Annotated in this window: 12 protein-coding genes; 8 read left to right on the top strand and 4 right to left on the bottom strand. The window is 74.3% G+C overall.

The window, feature by feature from the left end:
- Positions 1–70 precede the first annotated feature (70 nt).
- A complete protein-coding gene (locus NYZ98_RS13590) occupies positions 71–1,033 on the top strand; it encodes an ATP-binding cassette domain-containing protein (protein WP_262843096.1) in 963 nt (320 codons plus the stop codon).
- Positions 1,030–1,833 (top strand): ABC transporter permease, encoded by an 804-nt coding sequence (locus NYZ98_RS13585; protein ID WP_262843095.1) that lies wholly within the window; start codon positions 1,030–1,032, stop codon positions 1,831–1,833. The genes NYZ98_RS13590 and NYZ98_RS13585 overlap by 4 nt, the downstream gene beginning before the upstream one ends.
- Here NYZ98_RS13585 and NYZ98_RS13580 read toward each other — a convergent pair.
- The 4 genes from NYZ98_RS13580 to NYZ98_RS13565 all read right to left on the bottom strand — a co-directional run bounded on the left by NYZ98_RS13580 (position 1,815) and on the right by NYZ98_RS13565 (position 9,284).
- Positions 1,815–5,366, bottom strand: a complete 3,552-nt coding sequence (locus tag NYZ98_RS13580; protein WP_262843094.1) for an AfsR/SARP family transcriptional regulator — start codon at positions 5,364–5,366, stop codon at positions 1,815–1,817. The genes NYZ98_RS13585 and NYZ98_RS13580 overlap by 19 nt on opposite strands.
- Positions 5,367–5,524: 158 nt before the next feature.
- Entirely contained in the window at positions 5,525–7,318 is a 1,794-nt protein-coding gene (locus NYZ98_RS13575; protein ID WP_262843093.1) for a hypothetical protein, read from the bottom strand.
- Positions 7,319–7,396: 78 nt separating this feature from the next.
- Positions 7,397–8,338: a carbohydrate kinase family protein gene (locus NYZ98_RS13570; protein ID WP_262843092.1), complete on the bottom strand. Its 942-nt coding sequence runs from the start codon at positions 8,336–8,338 to the stop codon at positions 7,397–7,399.
- A 1-nt stretch (position 8,339) separates the two neighbouring features.
- Positions 8,340–9,284, bottom strand: coding sequence for a pseudouridine-5'-phosphate glycosidase (locus NYZ98_RS13565; protein ID WP_262843091.1), 945 nt, complete (start codon positions 9,282–9,284; stop codon positions 8,340–8,342).
- A gap of 93 nt (positions 9,285–9,377) precedes the next feature.
- On the opposite strand from NYZ98_RS13565, the gene NYZ98_RS13560 reads away from it, so the two are divergent.
- The 6 genes from NYZ98_RS13560 to NYZ98_RS13535 all read left to right on the top strand — a co-directional run bounded on the left by NYZ98_RS13560 (position 9,378) and on the right by NYZ98_RS13535 (position 17,643).
- The gene (locus tag NYZ98_RS13560) at positions 9,378–10,928 is read left to right on the top strand and encodes a phytoene desaturase family protein (protein WP_262843090.1); all 1,551 of its coding nucleotides are present in this window, start codon (positions 9,378–9,380) and stop codon (positions 10,926–10,928) included.
- Between the two features lie 183 nt (positions 10,929–11,111).
- Positions 11,112–11,828 (top strand): response regulator transcription factor, encoded by a 717-nt coding sequence (locus tag NYZ98_RS13555; protein WP_262843089.1) that lies wholly within the window; start codon positions 11,112–11,114, stop codon positions 11,826–11,828.
- A 20-nt stretch (positions 11,829–11,848) separates the two neighbouring features.
- A complete protein-coding gene (locus NYZ98_RS13550) occupies positions 11,849–13,210 on the top strand; it encodes a sensor histidine kinase (protein ID WP_262843088.1) in 1,362 nt (453 codons plus the stop codon).
- Between the two features lie 63 nt (positions 13,211–13,273).
- The gene (locus NYZ98_RS13545; protein WP_262843087.1) at positions 13,274–14,518 is read left to right on the top strand and encodes a bifunctional glycosyltransferase family 2/GtrA family protein; all 1,245 of its coding nucleotides are present in this window, start codon (positions 13,274–13,276) and stop codon (positions 14,516–14,518) included.
- Between the two features lie 37 nt (positions 14,519–14,555).
- Positions 14,556–17,063 (top strand): ArnT family glycosyltransferase, encoded by a 2,508-nt coding sequence (locus NYZ98_RS13540; RefSeq protein WP_262843086.1) that lies wholly within the window; start codon positions 14,556–14,558, stop codon positions 17,061–17,063.
- Between the two features lie 163 nt (positions 17,064–17,226).
- The gene (locus tag NYZ98_RS13535; protein WP_262843085.1) at positions 17,227–17,643 is read left to right on the top strand and encodes a ferritin-like domain-containing protein; all 417 of its coding nucleotides are present in this window, start codon (positions 17,227–17,229) and stop codon (positions 17,641–17,643) included.
- The last annotated feature ends 244 nt before the right edge of the window (positions 17,644–17,887 follow it).

The following is a 17,887-nucleotide window of genomic DNA, read 5'->3' as shown; positions in this document are numbered from 1 at the left end:
TCAGGCCCGCCCGCCGGCCGGTGAGCGCCGTGTGAGCGAGATATGAGCGGCCTGGTGGAGAGTGCGCCGTATGACGGCATACCAGATCCAGGCCGAAGGCCTGCGAAAACGATACGGGAAGACGGTCGCCCTCGACGGCGTCGACCTGTCGGTGCCCGCCGGTTCGGTGTTCGGGCTGCTCGGCCCGAACGGCGCGGGCAAGACCACCGTGGTGCGCATCCTCGCCACGCTGCTGCGCCCCGACGCCGGGACCGTGCGGATCGGCGGCCACGACCTCGCGCGCAGCCCACGCGAGGTCCGCGACCTGATCGGCCTCACCGGGCAGTACGCGGCCGTGGACGAGGACCTGACCGGCCGGGAGAACCTCACGATGGTCGCCCGGCTGCTCGGGCTGCCCCGGGCCGAGGCCCGGCGGCGGGCGGGCGAACTGCTCGAACGGTTCGACCTCACGGGCGCGGCCGGGCGCACGGCCAAGACCTACTCCGGCGGCATGCGCCGCCGCCTCGACCTGGCCGCCAGCCTCATCGGCCGCCCGCGCGTGCTCTTCCTGGACGAGCCGACCTCCGGCCTCGACCCGCGCTCGCGCGGCGCGGTCTGGGACCTCGTCAGGGCACTGGTGGACGAGGGCACGACGGTCCTGCTGACCACCCAGTACCTGGAGGAGGCCGACCGGCTGGCCGGAAGGATCGCCGTGCTCGACCACGGCCGCGTGATCTCCGTGGGCACCCCCGCCGAGCTGAAGAGGGCGGCCGGCGGCCGGACCCTGGACGTGCGGGTGACCGACCCCGGCCGGCTCGCCGACCTGGAACGCGTCCTGGCCGGCGTGGCGGGCTCCGCGCCCACCCGCTCGGGGGAGCTGGTGTCCCTGCCGGTCGACGCCACCGTGGACGGCCGCGAGGCCCTGGACGAGGTGCTGCGCAGGGCCGCCGCCGAGGACATCGCGATCACCGAGATCGCGCTGCGCCTGGCCACCCTTGACGAGGTGTTCCTCGCCCTGACCGGCCACGACGCCCGTGAAGGAGCCGCCGCGTGACCGGCGTGGGCGCCGCGGGCCACCCTCGCGGGGTGGCCTTCCGGCGGGGACCCGCCGGGGCGGGGCTGACGCTGGCGTGGCGGGGGCTGCTGAAGATCAGGCATTCGCCCGACCAGCTCCTCGACCTCACGCTGATGCCGATCTCGTTCGTCGTGCTGTTCACGTTCCTGTTCGGCACCGCGGTCGCGGGGGACTGGCACACCTACCTGCAGTACGTCCTGCCCGGCGTCGCCGTCCAGACCGCCGTCTTCGCGTCGATGAACTCCGCCATCGCCGTCAACTCCGACGTGCGCACCGGCGTGTTCGACCGGCTGCGCAGCCTGCCGATCGCGCGGTCGGCGCCGCTGGTCGGGCGCGTCCTCAGCGATCTCGTGCGGAACGCGCTGTCGCTGACGGTGGTGTTCATCGTGGGCGCGATCCTCGGGTTCCGCACGCACGGGGAAGCCGGCGACGTGGCGCTCGCCTGCCTGCTGGTCCTGCTGTTCTCCATGGCCATGGGCTGGGTGTCGGTCCTCATCGGCCTGCTCGCCCGCTCGCCCGAGAGCATCGGCGGCTTCGGTTTCGTCCTCATCCTCCCGCTGACCTTCGGCAGCAACGTCTTCGTCCCTGCGGCGAAGCTGCCCGGCTGGCTCCAGGTCTGGGTACGGGTCAATCCGGTCACCCGGTTGTCGGACGCGGCCAGGGGCCTGATGCTCGGCACGCCGACGGGGAACGCGGTGCTGGTGTCCCTTCTCTGGACGGCCGCCATCGTGGCCGTCTTCGCCCCGCTCGCCGTGCTGGCCTACCGCAGGCGTTCCTGACCGTCCAGGAGCGCGGCGAGCGCCGCGTCGGGGGACAGCGCGGCGGCGGACGCGCGGGCGGCGGTGAACGCCTCGGCCGCCGCCGCGCGTCCCCCGGCCTCCATCTTCCGCACCTCCGGGCTGCCGTGGTCGGGCATGCCCCGGAGCACCTCGGCCAGCCCCAGCATCCGGCCCGCCTCCACCGGCCGGCCCCCGGCCAGCGCCGCCTCGGCCAGCGTCTCGGCCGCCCGCGCCACGATCGGCCGATCCCCGCTCCGCCGCGCCAGCTCCACCGCCTCCCGCAGGTACACCGACGCGGGGCCGTACGCGGGGTCGGCGAGGAGGGAGAGGCGGGCCCGGCGCAGGAGGGTGAGGGCGCGGACCCTCGGGGGGAGGCCGCCGAGGACGCCGACCTTTTCGAGGGCGCGATCGAGCAGGTCCCCGGCCTGCGGGAGGTCGCCGCTCGCCATGGCCAGCTCGCCGAGCGCGCTCTCGACGAAGGCCATCGTCGTACGGGAACCGCGCGACCGGCCGACGCTCAACGAGCGGGTGAGGTCGGCGCGGGCACCCGCCAGATCGCCGGACCGCATGCGCTCCACCCCCTGCTCGGCCAGCATCACCGCGACGTCGTCCTCGGCGCCCAGGACCTCGGCCAGCCCCCTCGCCTCGGCCATCGCCGCGATCGCCCCCGCGTGGTCGCCCGCGAGGCTGCGGATGTAGCCGAGCGACCCGGTCGCCGTCGCCACGCCCCAGCGGTCGCCGATGTCGAGGAACCGCTTCCGCGCGTCCTCCAGGCTCACGAGCGCCCCGGCGGCGTCGCCGGAGTTCTCCCGCGACAGGCCGCCGAGCAGCACGGCCGCCGCCGACACCCACGGATCGGGATGGTCGGCCAGGGCGGACAGACCCTCCAGGGCCGCGCCGAGCTCGTACCGTGGCAGCAGCTTCATCACCGGCCAGAACACGACGGCGACCGGGTGGTCCGGCGGCGTTCCCGCATCGGCCAGCCGCTGCGCCTCCTCCGACGCCCGCACGCTCAGCTCAGGCCGGTGGGTCGCCGAGTGATGCATCGCCGCGAACACCTGCGCCCCCGCCACCACCCGCCCCGCCACCCCGCCACCCGCCGCGGCGCCGGGTCGGCGTGGCTCGCGGGCCTCGGGCTGGACGGGGCCGGGCTTCTCCGGGCCAGGCCGGAGGGAGTCACGGGTTCGTTCCCCTGGTCCGGCGTGGTCGCGGCCGGCCGGTCTCCTGTCGAGGGCGAGGGACTCCTCGAGCCAGGTCGCGGCCTCGGCGTGGTCGCCGCGCAGCACCCAGAACCAGCCGAGCGCCGTGCACAGCCGCCCGGCCGCCTCGGCGTCGGCGTCGTCCACCGCCCACCGCAGCGCGGTCGTCAGGTTGTCGTGCTCGCGGGTGAGCCAGGCGAGGTGGCGGAGCTGGTCGGGGCCGCGCAGGGCCAGGTCGGCGGCCTCCGCCCCCGCGAGGAAGTGGTACGCGTGAGCCTGCCGCACCCGGCCGGACTCGCCCGCGCGGACGAGGCGGGCGGCGGTGAAGTCGCGGATGGTGTCCAGCATCCGGTAGCGGGCCGGGGCACCGGGCACCTCGACCAGCTCGACCAGCGACTTGTCCACCAGCACCCGCAACAGATCGAGCACCTCCCCGACCCGCACCTCCTCCCGATCCGCGCCTCCGCTTCGCGCTCCCGGTTCCTCCCCGTCTCCCGCCCGTCCTTCCTCCCCGTTTCCCGCCCGTCCTTCGTCCGTGGCTCCGGTCCGCCTCTCGACCGCATGTCCCGTTCGCGCCTCGTCGTCGGCGCACACGGCCTCGGCGGACTCGACGGTCGCGCCGCCCGTGAAGACCGCGAGACGGCGGGCCAGCCGCCGCTCGGGGCCCGTCAGCAGGTCCCAGCTCCAGGCGACGACGGCCTCCAGGGTCTGGTGGCGGGGCAGAACGGTACGGCTGCCGCCGGTCAGCAACCGGAACCGGTCCCCCAGCCGGTCGCGGATCTCGGTCACCGGAAGGCTGCGCAGCCGCGCGCAGGCCAGTTCGATCGCGAGAGGCAGCCCGTCCAGGCGGCGGCAGATCTCGACGACGGCGGCCTCGTCGTCGCGCGCGATGGTGAACCCGGGGCGGGCGAGCGCCGCACGGTCGGCGAACAGGCGGATCGCGGGGTACGACGAGGCGTCACCGGGCCGGTATCCCGGAGGCGGCACGGCCAGCCGGCCGACGCCGACGATCGACTCGCCCGCGATCGACAGCGGTTCCCTGGAGGTCGCGAGCACGCGGACCCCCGGGCACTCGCCCAGGACGTCCTCGGCGATGCGCGCGCAGGCGTCGATCAGGTGCTCGCAGTTGTCCAGCACCACCAGCAGCCGCCGGTCCCGCAGCGCCCCCACCAGCCGCCCGCCGTCACCCCCCGCCTCGCGGACGCCGAGCGCGGTGAGGACCGCGCCGGTGATCTCCAGCGGGTCGCGGACGCCGGCGAGCTCGACGAGCCAGGCGCCCTCGCCGGTCCGGTGCGCCCATGCGGCCGCCGCCTCCGTGGCCAGGCGCGTCTTGCCGACCCCGCCGGGGCCCGCCAGCGTCACCAGGCGGGAGGTCGCGAGCAGGTCGCCGACCTGGGCGAGTTCCGCGTCCCGCCCGACGAAGGACGTCAGGGGCGCACGCAGGTTGCCCGGGGCGCGGCCCGGTCCCCGCTCCTCGGGGCCGGGGTCGCGCAGCAGGTCCAGATGCAGGGCACGGAGCGCGGGTGAGGGGTCGGCGCCGAGCCGGTCGGCCAGGGTCGCGCGGGCGTGCTCGAAGGCCTCCAGCGCCTCGGCGGGCCGCCCGGCCGCGCGCAGGGCGCGCATGCGCAGACCGTGCAGCCGTTCCCGCAGCGGATGCGCGGCGACCAGCGCCGCCACCTCCGCGGCGACGTCCCCCGCGCACCCCGAGCCGTCCCCAGCGCGCCCTGAAGTGTCGCCCGCACCCCCCGGACCGTCCCCGGCGTGGCCGGAAGGGAGGTCGGCCGAGTGGTCGAGAAGGGTGTTCCGCGCGCGTCCGGATGTGGTGAGGCCCTGTTCGAGGGTGGTCAGCCTGGCGTCGAGGAGGTCCTCGGTCGCCGACAGGTGGAGGTCGGTCAGGCGCGCGGCCGTCGCGGGGGCGAAGCCGGGACCGAGGCCGGTGAAGGGGACGCCGCGCCACAGCCGCAGCGCCGTCGTCAGCTCGCGGATCGTGGTCTCGGCGTCGCCCAGGCGCCAGGCGTGCCGGCCCGCCTCGCCCGACCGTTCGAACTCGCGGACGTCGGTCACGGTGCCCGCCATGCGGTAACCGTACGGGAGGGCCTCCACCGCGACCGGGACGACCTGGCGAAGCCGTGAGACCAGGGACTGGAGCGCGCGAAGCGCCCCGGCGGGCGGGTCGTCGCCCCAGACGTCGTCGATCAGGGACGCGGTGGCGACGGCGCGTCCCGCCGGCAGGGCCAGCGCGGCGAGCAGCCGCCGTAGCCGGGGGCCGCTGACGTCGAGCGCCGTGCCGTCGTCGTCACGAACCTCGAACGACCCGAGCACCGCGATCCGCACCCGCCCAGCCTCTCACGCCTTCGCCCCTCCGCACTCCCACCCAAGAACCCTTCGCCCGTCCCACCCGAGGATGAGTCCCGCCCGGAGTGCGGGGCCGCGAGGGCTCAGGCGTCAGGGAGGCGTCGTCCAGGGAGGCGGAGGGTAAAGGAGGCGCGGGGTCAGGTGAGCTGGGCGTCCAGGCGGTAGCCGTCCACGGTGACGTAGATGGAGTCGCCGGGGCGGGCGTTGAGGCGCATGAGGACGGGCTGCAGGGAGTCGAAGACCGGCTGGCGGTCGCGCCAGACCAGGACGACCGCGTTGTCCCCTGGCCCGGTGACCGACAGCAGCGTCCCCGGGCGCATGCCGAGCTGGGTGGCGTACCCCTCGGGCACGGCGACGGGCTCGCCGCGCAGGTGCTCGCTGGTGACGTCGATGCGCTGCCAGCGCCGCGGGTCGGAGGTGGGGCTGGGCAGCGGCGGCGCGTGCGTCGCGGCTCGCGGTTCCGGCACCAGGTGGGGGCGCGGCGGGCCGGACAGGGCGGTGAGCGCGGCCAGCGCCGTCTGCGCGTCGGGCAGGTTCTCCGCCACGGACGGCACCGGCAGCCCGCCGCGCATCTGGTGGCCGTTGGCCCCGGGCGTGCGGCGGGGGAGCGGGGTGAAGCCGTTGGTGGCCGGGGCTTCCGCCGAGCGGGACATGGCGCGGGGCAGGGCGTCGATCCACGACTGGGCCGAGTGGGCGCGGATGCCGACCTGCGCCAGCAGTTCCGCGGCGTCCTCGCCCGAGGTCTTGTCGCCCAGCAGTTGCGCCGTGCGCTCGCGCAGCCGGGTGAGGTCGCCGACGACCAGCCAGCCGTCCTGGAGGCGGCGGTCGGGCATGAGCGCCACCAGCACGCGCCACAGCGGCGTGCCGAGCGAGGGCACCTGGATGGGGTGCGCGGGGTCGGCGCCGATCAGCTGGTCCTCGGTGGCCGCGACGCCGAGCCACTCGGTGAGCCGGAACAGGTGGCCGGTCACCGCGGTGGACTCGGGGGACTTCAGCCACCGGAGCACCCGTTCCTCGGCCGCGCGCTGCGCCTGCGACAGGACGTCACGGTCGACGTGCAGCTCGTGGGCCAGGGTGCGCAGGCTGATGGGCTCCTCGGCGAACAGGCGCTCGATGGCGACGGCCCGCTCCAGCGGCGTCCACTCGCGGAACACCGCGTCGACGAGCCTGACGAGCGGGTTGTCGGAGACCGGCGGCGGGGGCGGGGTCGCGGGGACGGCGGGCGGCGGCGTCTCGCGGTACGGCTCAGGCGCGGGCGGCGCGCCGTTCATCGGGGGGATGCCCACGCCGGCGGGCTGGGCGTGGAAGGGCCCGGTCGGCTGGGCGCGGTGCGGTCCGGTGGGCATCGCACGGTGCGGGCCCGTCGGCTGAGCGGGGTGCGGGCCGGTGGGCTGCGCGGGGTGCGGGCCGGTCGGCTGCCCGGTCCGCGGCACGGGAGGCGTGGCGGTGACCTGCGAGGCGGCGGGTTGCTGCGCGGGCAGGGGCGGGGGGACCTGGGGGGAGACCGCGGGGAGCCGGCCGAGGATCTCACGGAAGACGGCCGTGATGATCACTTCGGCGGACGCGGGGACGGTCGGGAGCCGCAGGTCGGCGGGGGAGAGCCGGCCGAGATGCTGCCAGCCGCCCATCCCGCTGATCGCCGAGCGCGCCGGCTCGGGCAGGCTGGGCAGCCCGGGGTCCACCACGTGCACCTGGAGGGCCGGGAGCACGTCCATGAGCGCCAGGTGGTCCCAGCGGCTGACGGCCAGCCGGGAGAGACGGTCGCACAGCCACTCGACACCGGTTGTGCCGAGAGCGCGACTGAGGGCGACCGACGCCCACCAGCCTCCGGGGAGCCGGGGGTCGGCGAGCACTTCGGCGATCTGCTGAGGACGGCTCCAGCGCAGAGCGGGGACCATATCGCTCAGACAGATCATTGAATCGGCGTCCATCGGCTGACCGCATCCTCCCGAGTGTGACGCATGTTGCTAATGGTGCAGCTTACGCCGGAGGCTATCAATTAGCGCCATCTAGGGAGAACATAGCGGCTCGTCGTTCGCGGGTCCGGTAACCGAGTGGACACCCCTTGCCGACCCCGGCCGCCCGCCGAGCCGCGTGACCGCCGCGGCGCCCGCCGAACAGCCCGCATCCAGCGACGATGCCGGCGACAGGCCCGCGATCAGCGCGCTGAGAAATCCGGCGGCGAAGGCGTCCCCCGCGCCCGTCGAGTCGACCGCGCGCGCGTCGGCGGCGGGCGCCCGGCACACGATCCGGCCGCCCACGGCGAGGAGCGCGCCGGCGGCGCCGAGCTTCACCGCGGCCGTCCCGTAGTGTGCGCTGAGCGCCGCCGCGGCCGCGCTCACGTCGCGCTCCCCGGTGAGCAGCAGCGCCTCGTCCCGGTTGGGGATGACGACCGACGCCGCCGCCGTCTCGCGCAGGAACCGCTCGGGCCCGAACTCGCGCAGGAAACCGGTGGACGCCGGGTCCACGCTGACGCGCACATCCCGGGCGAGCGCGGCGCGCACGGCCAGGCGGACCAGTTCCAGGCCGGGCTCGGCGAACAGCGTGTACCCCGAGACGTGCAGGTGGCTCACCCCGTCCAGGAGCGACTCGTCCCAGTCGTCAGGGCCGATGCGCCCGCCCGCGCCCCGGTTGGTCAGCATCGAGCGCTCGCCGCTCCCGTCGACCATCGCGATCACGACGGCGGTCGGGTGCGCCGGGTCCACCCGGATGTGCGGGCGCACCCCCGCGCCGCGCAGCTCGGCGATGTGCCACGGTCCGGTGTCGTACCCGACGCGGGTCAGGATGCGCGTGTCCGCGCCCAGGTGGGCGGCCCAGGACGCGGTGTTGGCCCCCGAGCCGCCCGGCCGTACGACGATGTCGGCGGCGGTGTCGGTGCCGGTCGCGACCGGCACCGCGTGCAGCGCCACCACGTCGGTGACGGCGTCGCCGACGACCAGCAGGCCGCCCAACTCAGCCCTCCAGCGCCGGCGCGGCCCATGCGGCCGCGATGCGCCCGGCCAGGCGGGTGTTGCCGCGCACGGCGGCCAGGTTGGCCTCCAGAGAGGCGCCCCCGGTGCCCTCGACGAGGTATCCGAGCAGGAACGGGGTGATGGCCTGGCCGGTGACGCCCTCGCGGCCGGCGGCGTCCAGCGCCTCGGCGAGCACGCGGTCGTGCAGGCCGGGGTCGAGCTGCTCGGCCACCGGGACCGGGTTGGCCACGATCAGCGCCGTCTCCGGGCCGCCCAGGCCGTCCTGCGCCCGCATGACGGCGGCGGCCTGCTCGGGGGACTCCAGCCGCCAGTCGACGGGCAGGCCGGAACTGTGCAGGTAGAAGCCGGGGAAGGTGCCGGTGCGGTAGCCGGCCACGCTCACGCCGCGCGTCTCCAGCCGCTGCAGGGTCGCGGGCACGTCCAGGATCGACTTCACGCCCGCGCAGACCACGGTGATCCTGGTCCTGGACAGCATGTCCAGGTCGGCGGACTCGTCCTGGTCGTCGGTCCAGCCGCGGTGGACGCCGCCGAGGCCGCCCGTGGCGAACACCCGGATCCCGGCGCGCGCGGCGAGGAACGCCGTGGCCGAGACGGTCGTGGCGCCGCTCGCCGCGAGCGCGGCGGCGGCGGGCAGGTCGCGGAAGCCCAGTTTGCGCAGTCCCGGCTCGGTGGCGACCCGTTCCAGCATGCCCTTGTCCAGGCCGACCCTGGCCACCCCGTCGAGGACGGCGATGGTCGCCGGCACGGCGCCGGCCTCCCGGACGAGCCCTTCGAGCTCGATCGCGACCTGGAGGTTGCGCGGCTGCGGCAGCCCGTGCGAGATGATCGTGGTCTCGAGTGCCACCACGGGCTTCCCGCAGGCCAGGGCCTCGGTGACTTCCTGGGACGGCTGGATGATCGCCTCGCCGGGGCCCTTCATCTGCATGCTCGCTCTCGGTCCTCTCCGTCTGTACGCTCCAGGGGGATTGTTCCCCTGACGTGCCGTCTCACCGTACTGTCCGGGTTAGGAGACTTGGTCATGCCGGGTTCTCGTTCTTCTCATTACGACGCCGTCATCGCGGGCGCCGGGCACAACGGCCTGGTCGCCGCCGCCTACCTGGCCCGCGCGGGGCGCCGCGTGCTGGTGCTGGAACGGCAGCCGTACGTGGGCGGGCTCGCCGTCTCCGCCCAGGCGTTCCCCGGAGTCGACGCCCGTGTCTCCCGCTACTCCTACCTGGTCAGCCTCCTGCCGGGCAAGGTCGTCTCCGACCTCGGGCTGGAGCTGGACCTGCGCCGCCGCCGCTACGCCTCCTACACCCCCGTCGGGGCCACCGGGCTGCTCGTCGACAACGCCGACGCGGCCAGGACCGCCGCCTCCTTCGCCCAGGTGACCGGCGGGCCCGGTGACCTCGCCGCCTGGCAGCGGTTCTACGGGATGACGGCCCGCCTGGCCCGGCGGATCGCTCCCACGCTGCTGGAGCCCCTGCGCGGCCGCGCGGAGGTGCGCGACGAGGTGGTGGCCGACGGCGAGACGTGGCGCGACCTGTTCGAGCGGCCGATCGGCGAGGTGGTCGACGAGCGCTTCGCCGACGACACCGTGCGGGGCGTGGTGCTGACGGACGCGCTGATCGGCACCTTCGCCGACCCCGGCAAGGACCTGCTCGCCAACCGCTGCTTCCTCTACCACGTCGTCGGCGACGGGACGGGGGACTGGAACGTGCCGGTCGGCGGCATGGGCGCGGTCAGCGGCGCGCTCGCCCGCGCGGCCGGGAAGGGCGGGGCCGAGATCCACACCGGGATGGAGGTGCTGTCGGCCGACCCGGGAGGTGAGGTCGTGTTCCGCGACGCCGAGGGCGCCGAGCACACCGTCACCGGCGGGCACGTGCTGGTCAACACCCCTCCCTCGATCATGGCCCGGCTCCTCGGACGGGCGCAGGAGCCGCCCGAGGGGGCCCAGCTCAAGGTGAACATGGTGCTCGCGCGGCTGCCGCGCCTGAAGGACGCGTCGGCGGGACCGGTGGAGGCGTTCAGCGGGACCTTCCACATCAACGAGGGCCGGGAGCAACTCGCGGTGGCGTACGCGCAGGCCGCCGCCGGGCTGATCCCCGAGCTGCCGCCGGCCGAGGTGTACTGCCACTCCCTGACCGACCCCTCGATCCTCGGGCCCGGGCTCCGCGCGGCGGGGGCGCAGACGATGACCCTCTTCGGCCTGCACATGCCAGCCCGCCTTTTCCGGAAAAATCCGGATAAGGCGAGGAGTGAGGCGCTGGCGGCCACGCTCGCGTCCGTCAACAGCGTGCTGGCCGAGCCCATCGAGGACTGCCTCCTGCGGGCCCCCGACGGCTCCCTGTGCCTGGAGGCCAAGACGCCCGTGGACCTGGAGAACGAGGCCGGTCTCCCCGGCGGGCACATCTTCCACCAGGACCTGACCTGGCCGTACGCCGAGGATCCGTCCGAGATCGGCCGGTGGGGCGTGGAGACCGAGCACCAGCGGATCCTGCTCTGCGGGGCGGGCGCGCGGCGCGGCGGCGGCGTGAGCGGCATCCCCGGCCACAACGCGGCCATGGCCGTCCTGGGCAGAACCTCCTGACCTCCGGCCCCCCTGACGACCGGCCCTCGTGATCACCGGCTCTCGTACCACCGGCCCTCGTGACCACCGCGCCTCTGGACCCTCGGCCCCTCCCGTGAGGTGGATGGGCCTGGTTAACGAGGTTCTCAGGAAGGGCGGACGGCGGTTAACCGGGTTCTCAGACAGTCCGGTTACCGTGGGCCGGTGAGCACATCAGGAGACAAGGACGCGGCCCGCCTCCTCGTGGTCGACGACGAACCCGCGCTCCGCGAGGCCCTGCAGAGCAGCCTGGAGTTCGAGGGCTACGAGATCGGCCTCGCCGAGGACGGTGCCGGCGCGCTGGACACCCTCGCGCGCGAGCCGTACGACCTGGTGCTGCTCGACGTCATGATGCCGCGCGTCGACGGCCTGACCGCCTGCCGGCGCCTGCGTGCCGCGGGGAACCACGTGCCCGTGCTCATGCTCACCGCACGCGACGCCGTCGGCGACCGCGTGTCCGGCCTGGACGCGGGCGCCGACGACTACCTGGTCAAGCCGTTCGAGCTGGACGAGCTGTTCGCCAGGGTCCGCGCCCTGCTGCGGCGCGGCGCCCGGCAGATGCCGGACGCGGAACCCGACGGCGCCCTCGCCTACGGGGGCCTGCGCATGGACACCACCACCCGCGAGGTCACCCGGGACGGCCGCCCGCTGGAGTTGACCCGCACCGAATACCTGCTGCTGGAGCTGTTCCTCGCCCACCCCCGCCAGGTGCTCACCCGCGAGCAGATCCTCAGCGACGTGTGGGGCTTCGACTTCGAGCCGTCGTCCAACTCGCTCGACGTGTACATCATGTACCTGCGCCGCAAGACCGAGGCCGGCGGCGCGCCCCGGCTGATCCACACCGTGCGCGGCGTGGGCTACGTGCTGCGGACACCGTCCTGATGCGCCGGGGGCGCCGGTCGATGGGGTCGCGGCTCACCGTCCTGGTCGCCACCGCCGTCGCCGTGGCCATCGCCGTCTGCGCGGCGGCCTGCTGGTTCCTGGTCCGCGACGAACTTCAGCGGCAGCTCAACGAGTCGCTGGAGCAGCCCCCGGTGAACCACCGCATCGTCGAGATGATCCAGCGCGACTGCTCCCAGAGTCCGACCGGCGGGGAGAACCCCGGGCCGTTCCTGCGCCTCCAGCAGATCGTCCTGGCCGACGGCACCCGCTGCGCGCAGGGATGGGACGCGGTCGTGGTGGCCCCGGCGGACCTGAAGACGACGGGGACGCGCGGCGGGCGCGTCCTGCGTGACGGCGTCACCGACAGCGGCGACACCGTCCGCGTGCTCACCACCAACGTCGGCCCCGGCATGGCCGTCAGCGTCTCGCGGTCGCTGACCGGCGTCGAACGCACCCTGCGCGGCCTCGCGCTGCTCCTGGCCGCCGTCGCCGCGCTCGGCGTCATCGGCGCCGCCACCGCCGGCCGGCTCGTCTCCCGCACCGCGCTGCGTCCCGTCGCCCGCCTCACCGGCGCGGTCGAGCACATCGCGCGGACCGAGGACCTGCGCATCCGGATCCCCGTGGACGGCGAGGACGAGATCGCCAGGCTGAGCACGTCCTTCAACGCGATGACGGCCGCCCTGGCCAGCTCCCGCGAACGCCAGGCGCAGCTCATCGCCGACGCCGGGCACGAGCTGCGCACCCCGCTGACCAGCCTGCGCACCAACATCGACCTGCTGCTGCACAGCGAGAACACCGGCCGCGACCTCGACCCGCAGGCCAGGCACCGCCTGCTGGCCAGCGTGAAGGCCCAGATGGCCGAGCTGTCGGTCCTGGTCGGCGACCTGCTGGAACTGTCGCGCGTCTCCGAGGGCGAGGAACCGTCGCCGGACCTGCCGTTCCACGAGGTCGTGGAGGCCGCCGTCGCCCGCGCCCGGCTGCGCGCCCATGACGTGCGCATCGACGCCGAGCTGACCGACTGGTACGTCCACGGCCGCGAGGGGGCGCTCGAACGCGCCGTCGTCAACCTGCTGGACAACGCCGTGAAGTTCAGCCCATCCGGGGGCACGGTCGCCGTGCGGCTGGCGGAGGGGGAGCTGACCGTGCGCGACCACGGCCCCGGCATCCCCGAGGACGAGCTTCCGCACGTGTTCGACCGCTTCTGGCGTTCCTCCACGGCCAGGAGCATGCCCGGCTCCGGCCTCGGCCTCGCCATCGTGGCCCAGGCCGTCCGGGACGCGGACGGCGAGATCGCACTGACCGCCGCCCCCGGCGGCGGAACCGTCGCCACCCTCAAACTGCCCGGCCGGGCGCATTCTCAGACAGGGTTAATCATCACCTAAGGGTGGTTCAATCCGCCGCCGCGACGGTTGAGCCATGAGCCAGCCGAACCCCGGTCATCGCGCATGACCTCCCTCACGCAGACCCCCGCCTGGGCCTCGGTGTCCCCGGCCGCCAGGACCCGCCTCGTCGAGGTCGTCGTCCCGGTCCACAACGAGCAGCGGGTCCTCGCGCAGAGCGTCCAGCGCCTCCACGACCACCTGACCCGCACCTTCCCCTACGGCTTCCGCGTCACGATCGCCGACAACGCCAGCACCGACGCCACCTGGGACATCGCCACCGGCCTCGCCGGGCGGCTGCCGCACGTCCGTGCCGTCCACCTCGACGAGAAGGGCCGGGGGCGGGCGCTGCGCCAGGTCTGGGCGCGCAGCGACGCCGACGTGGTCAGCTACATGGACGTCGACCTGTCCACCGACCTGACCGCCTTCCTGCCGCTGGTCGCGCCCCTGCTGTCCGGCCACAGCGACCTGGCGATCGGCACCCGGCTGGCCCGGGCGTCCCGGGTCGAGCGCGGCCCCAAGCGGGAGCTCATCTCCCGCGCCTACAACCTGCTGTTGCGCTCCACCATGGGCGCCCGGTTCTCCGACGCGCAGTGCGGCTTCAAAGCGGTGCGCACCGAGATCGCCCAGGCGCTGCTGCCCGCCGTCGAGGACGAGGAGTGGTTCTTCGACACCGAGCTGCTGCTGCTCGCCGAACGCCACGGCCTGCGCATCCACGAGATCCCCGTCGACTGGGTGGACGACCCCGACAGCCGGGTCGACGTGCTCAGGACCGCGCTGGACGACCTGAGAGGAATGGCACGAGTGGCACGCAGGACGCTGTCGGGCGCCGCGCGCATCCCGGTCCCCGAACGGGTGGCCGCCGCCCGGCTCCCGTCGGGCATGCGCCGCCAGCTCCCGAGCTTCGTGGTCGTCGGGGTCGTCAGTACCCTCGCCTATCTCGCGCTGTTCTGGGTGCTGCGCGGCCTCATGGCGGCCGTGGCCGCCAACGCGATCGCACTGCTGGTCACCGCGGTCGCCAACACCGCCGCCAACCGGCGGTACACCTTCGGGGTGACCGGTTCCGCCGGCGCCCTCCGCCACCAGGCCGAGGGCCTGGTCGCCTTCCTCATCGGCCTCGCCCTGACCACCGGAACCCTGGCCCTGCTGCCCACGACCGCCCCGAGAGCCATCGAACTCGCCGGCGTCGTCGCCGCCAACGCACTCGCCACCCTGGCCCGCTTCATGCTCCTCCGCACCTGGGTCTTCCGCCCCAACCGCCAAAAGCCAACCAACACCCACCCGAACCCCCAAACGGAGCCCACCCGATGACCGCCCCCGACCCGGAACGCCCGAAGGAGAACGGCCGATGACCGTCATCGAGAACCCGGTCGCCGTCGCGGGGCACCGCGGCCCCGTCGCGCGGGGGCGCCTGTCCCGGGCACTGCTCGGTGGGCCGGACGATCCGCGCTGGGCGCGGCCCGCTCTGATCGGCACGCTCGCGCTCGCGGCGCTCCTGTACACCTGGGCCCTCGGCCGCAACGGCTACGCCAACGACTACTACTCCGCCGCCATCCTGTCGGGCACCCGGAGCTGGAAGGCGTTCTTCTTCGGCGCGGTCGACTCCGCGTCGTACATCACCGTCGACAAGCCGCCGTTCGCGCTCTGGGTCATGGGACTGTCGGCACGGATCTTCGGCTTCGGCACCTGGAGCATGCTCCTCCCACAGGCCGTGGCGGGCGTCGCCTCGGTGGCCCTGGTCCACTCGGCCGTACGCCGAGCCTTCGGTGGAAACCAACCTCCCGTGCGCGGTGCCCTCGGGGGAGCCCAGTCCCTCGCGCGCCCGGCCCTCAGAAGAGCGCAGGGTCACGCGGCCGGGCTGGTCGCGGCCATGGTGATGACGCTGACACCGATCACCGTGGCGATCAACCGGGACAACAACCCCGACACGATCCTCGTGCTGCTCCTGGTCGCCGCCGCCTGGTTGTGCGCCGAGGCGATCAGGACCGGGCGGATGCGCACTCTGGCGATCTGCGGCCTGCTCGTCGGCATGGCCTTCACCACCAAGATGCTCCAGGCATACCTCGTGGTTCCCGCGTTCGCGCTGGTCTACCTGTACGCCGCCCCCGGCGGGCTCCTGCGGCGCCTCGGGCACCTGCTGGCGGCCGGCGCCGTCCTGCTGGTGTCGAGTGCCTGGTGGATGGTCGCCGTCGACCTGTGGCCCGCCGCCGACCGGCCGTACATCGGCGGCAGTACCGACAACACCGTCTGGGACCTGGTCATCGGCTACAACGGCCTGGGCCGCGTCTTCGGTGGCGGCGCGGGCAACGGCGGGTTCGGTGGTGGGGGCGGGTTCGGCGGGGCGTCGGGCGCGGGGCGGCTGTTCAACGACGTGATGGCCGGCCAGATCTCCTGGCTGATCCCCTTCGCCACCCTCGCCCTGACCTGCGGTCTCCTACTGACGACCCACCGACACGGCCGCACCCTCGCGACGGCCACTTCGGGTGGCCACCCGGCGAGGATCGACTCCGACCCTGGTGAGGACGGCAGCCGGGTGGGGATCGGTTTTGGCCCCGGTCAGGACGGTCACGGCAGCCAGGCGGGGTTCGGCTCCGGTCCTGGTGAGGCCGGTCATGGCAGCCGGGCGGTGATCGACTCCGGCCCCGGTCAGGACGATCACGTCCCGCTGGAAGGTGATGCTCCGTTGGCCGGGCGCCGCTCGGGGGTGCGGGCCGCGCTGTTGCTGTGGGGCGGATGGCTCGTCGTGCACTACGCCGTGTTCAGCTTCTCCGCCGGGACGTTCCACCCGTACTACTCCACCGCGCTGGCGCCCGCGCTCGCGGCCCTGACCGGGCTCGGCGGCGTGCTGATGTGGCAGGCGTACCAGCGGTCCCGGACATGGGCGTGGGCACTGCCGGCCGGCGTCGCGGTCACCGGCGCCTGGGCGTTCGCCCTGCTGCGCCGCACCCCGGACTGGGCGCCCTGGCTCGCCTTCGCCGTCGCCGGGCTGTGCGCCATCGCCGCGATCGGACTGCTCGTGGCGCGCCTCGGCGCCCGGGGCCGGGTACGGTTGGCGGCGGGCGCGCTGGTGCTCGGCCTGGTAGGCGGTCTCGCCGGCCCGGCCGCGTACGCGCTCACCCCGCTGTCCTCGGCCGTGAACGGCACCAACCCCACGGCCGGCCCGGAGGGGAGCGGCGGCTTCGGCGGCCCCGGCGGCATGGGCGGCCCCGGGGGTATCGGCGGCCCCGGGGGTATGGGCGGCCCCGGGGGCGCGCGCGGCCGGTTCCCCGGCGGCCAAGGCGACCCCCTGGGCAACCCACCGGGCACGACGAACGGCACCCCCGGGACGAACGGCACCCCCGGGACGAACGGCGGTGCCCCCGGGTCGGTCGCCGGTGCCCCCGGGGCGGACGGCGGCAGCCCCGGGGCGAATGGTGCCCTCGGGACGAACGGGGGTACTTCCGGCGCGGACGGGCCGGGTGGCGTGGGGGCTCAGGCGCGCGGCGGCTTCGGCGGTGGCCGGGGCGGGAACGTGAGCGCCGCGATGATCTCCTACCTGCGGAAGAACCGGGGCGGTGCCACCTGGCTGGTCGCGGTCGCCAGCGCGCAGAGCGCCTCGTCGATCATCTTGGCCACCGGCGGCGAGCCGGTCATCGCGATGGGCGGCTTCACCGGGAGCGACAACGCCATGACCGTGGCGAAGCTCCAGGAGTACGTCACCAGCGGCAAGCTGAAGTACATCATCCTCGGCGGAGGGATGGGCGGCCCCGCACGCGGCAACAACGAGATCACCACCTGGGTCCAGTCCCACGGGACCGTCGTAGACCCCGCAGAATACGGCGCCACCACCGACCAGTCCCTGTACAAACTGGGCTGACCACGACGAACCCCGCCCGCCAAGCCGAGCACAACGATTGCCAGGTCAGGGCGCGACGGGGATCGGGTTCGCGGCTACGGGGAGTGAGGGAGGCGGTCTCGCATTGTCGCCGCGATAGGGGGTAGGAGGGTGACCTCTACGGCTGAGGAAAGGATGACCAAGCGTGGACCAGCACAGTTTCATCGCCCTTCTCAACGAGGACCTGGAGAGCGAGTACCGCTCGATCGTCCAGTACGCCCAGCACACCGCGACGATCAAGGGGGCCGAGTACCAGAGCATCATTGAGGAGCTGAAGGTCCACCTGCACCAGGAACTGGACCACGCGACGACGCTCGCCGGGCAGATCGCCTTCCTCGGCGGGATCCCGTCGGTCTCGGTGCCCGAGATCCCGAGCGTGCCGGACGGCGCCGCCGCGCTGCGGCTCGACTTGGACCTCGAGGAGGCCCAGCTCCAGCGGTACCGCGACCGGGTCCAGCAGGCCATGGAACTCGGCCTCCCCGACGTGGCCGAGGCGCTCCGCCCGCTCCTCCAGCAAACCCAGGACCACGTCATGGACCTCCAGGGCGCCCTGGGCGAGTAGCCCCATCCCGCTCCCCCCACCCTGCACCCACCCCGGAACCATCTCGGTGCTGAGAGCTCAGCGAGCTGCCCTCGCCTTCGGCGGGGGAGCCCGCGGCCCTGGGCGGCCAGGGGGGATGCCTCCTGACGACGACGTCGGCGGCGCTCACGTGATCGCGCTCGGCGGGGAGCCCGATGACGTGTTCAAGCCCTTGACGGTCAGCGGGAACATCTCCTGATGACCGCATCGGCGACGGTCACGCGTT

Origin of the sequence: Sphaerisporangium corydalis (assembly GCF_025506355.1) — a bacterium.
Classification (GTDB): domain Bacteria; phylum Actinomycetota; class Actinomycetes; order Streptosporangiales; family Streptosporangiaceae; genus Sphaerisporangium; species Sphaerisporangium corydalis.
Note: the sequence above shows the minus strand (reverse complement) of the source record. Positions and strands in the feature narration are given on the sequence as shown.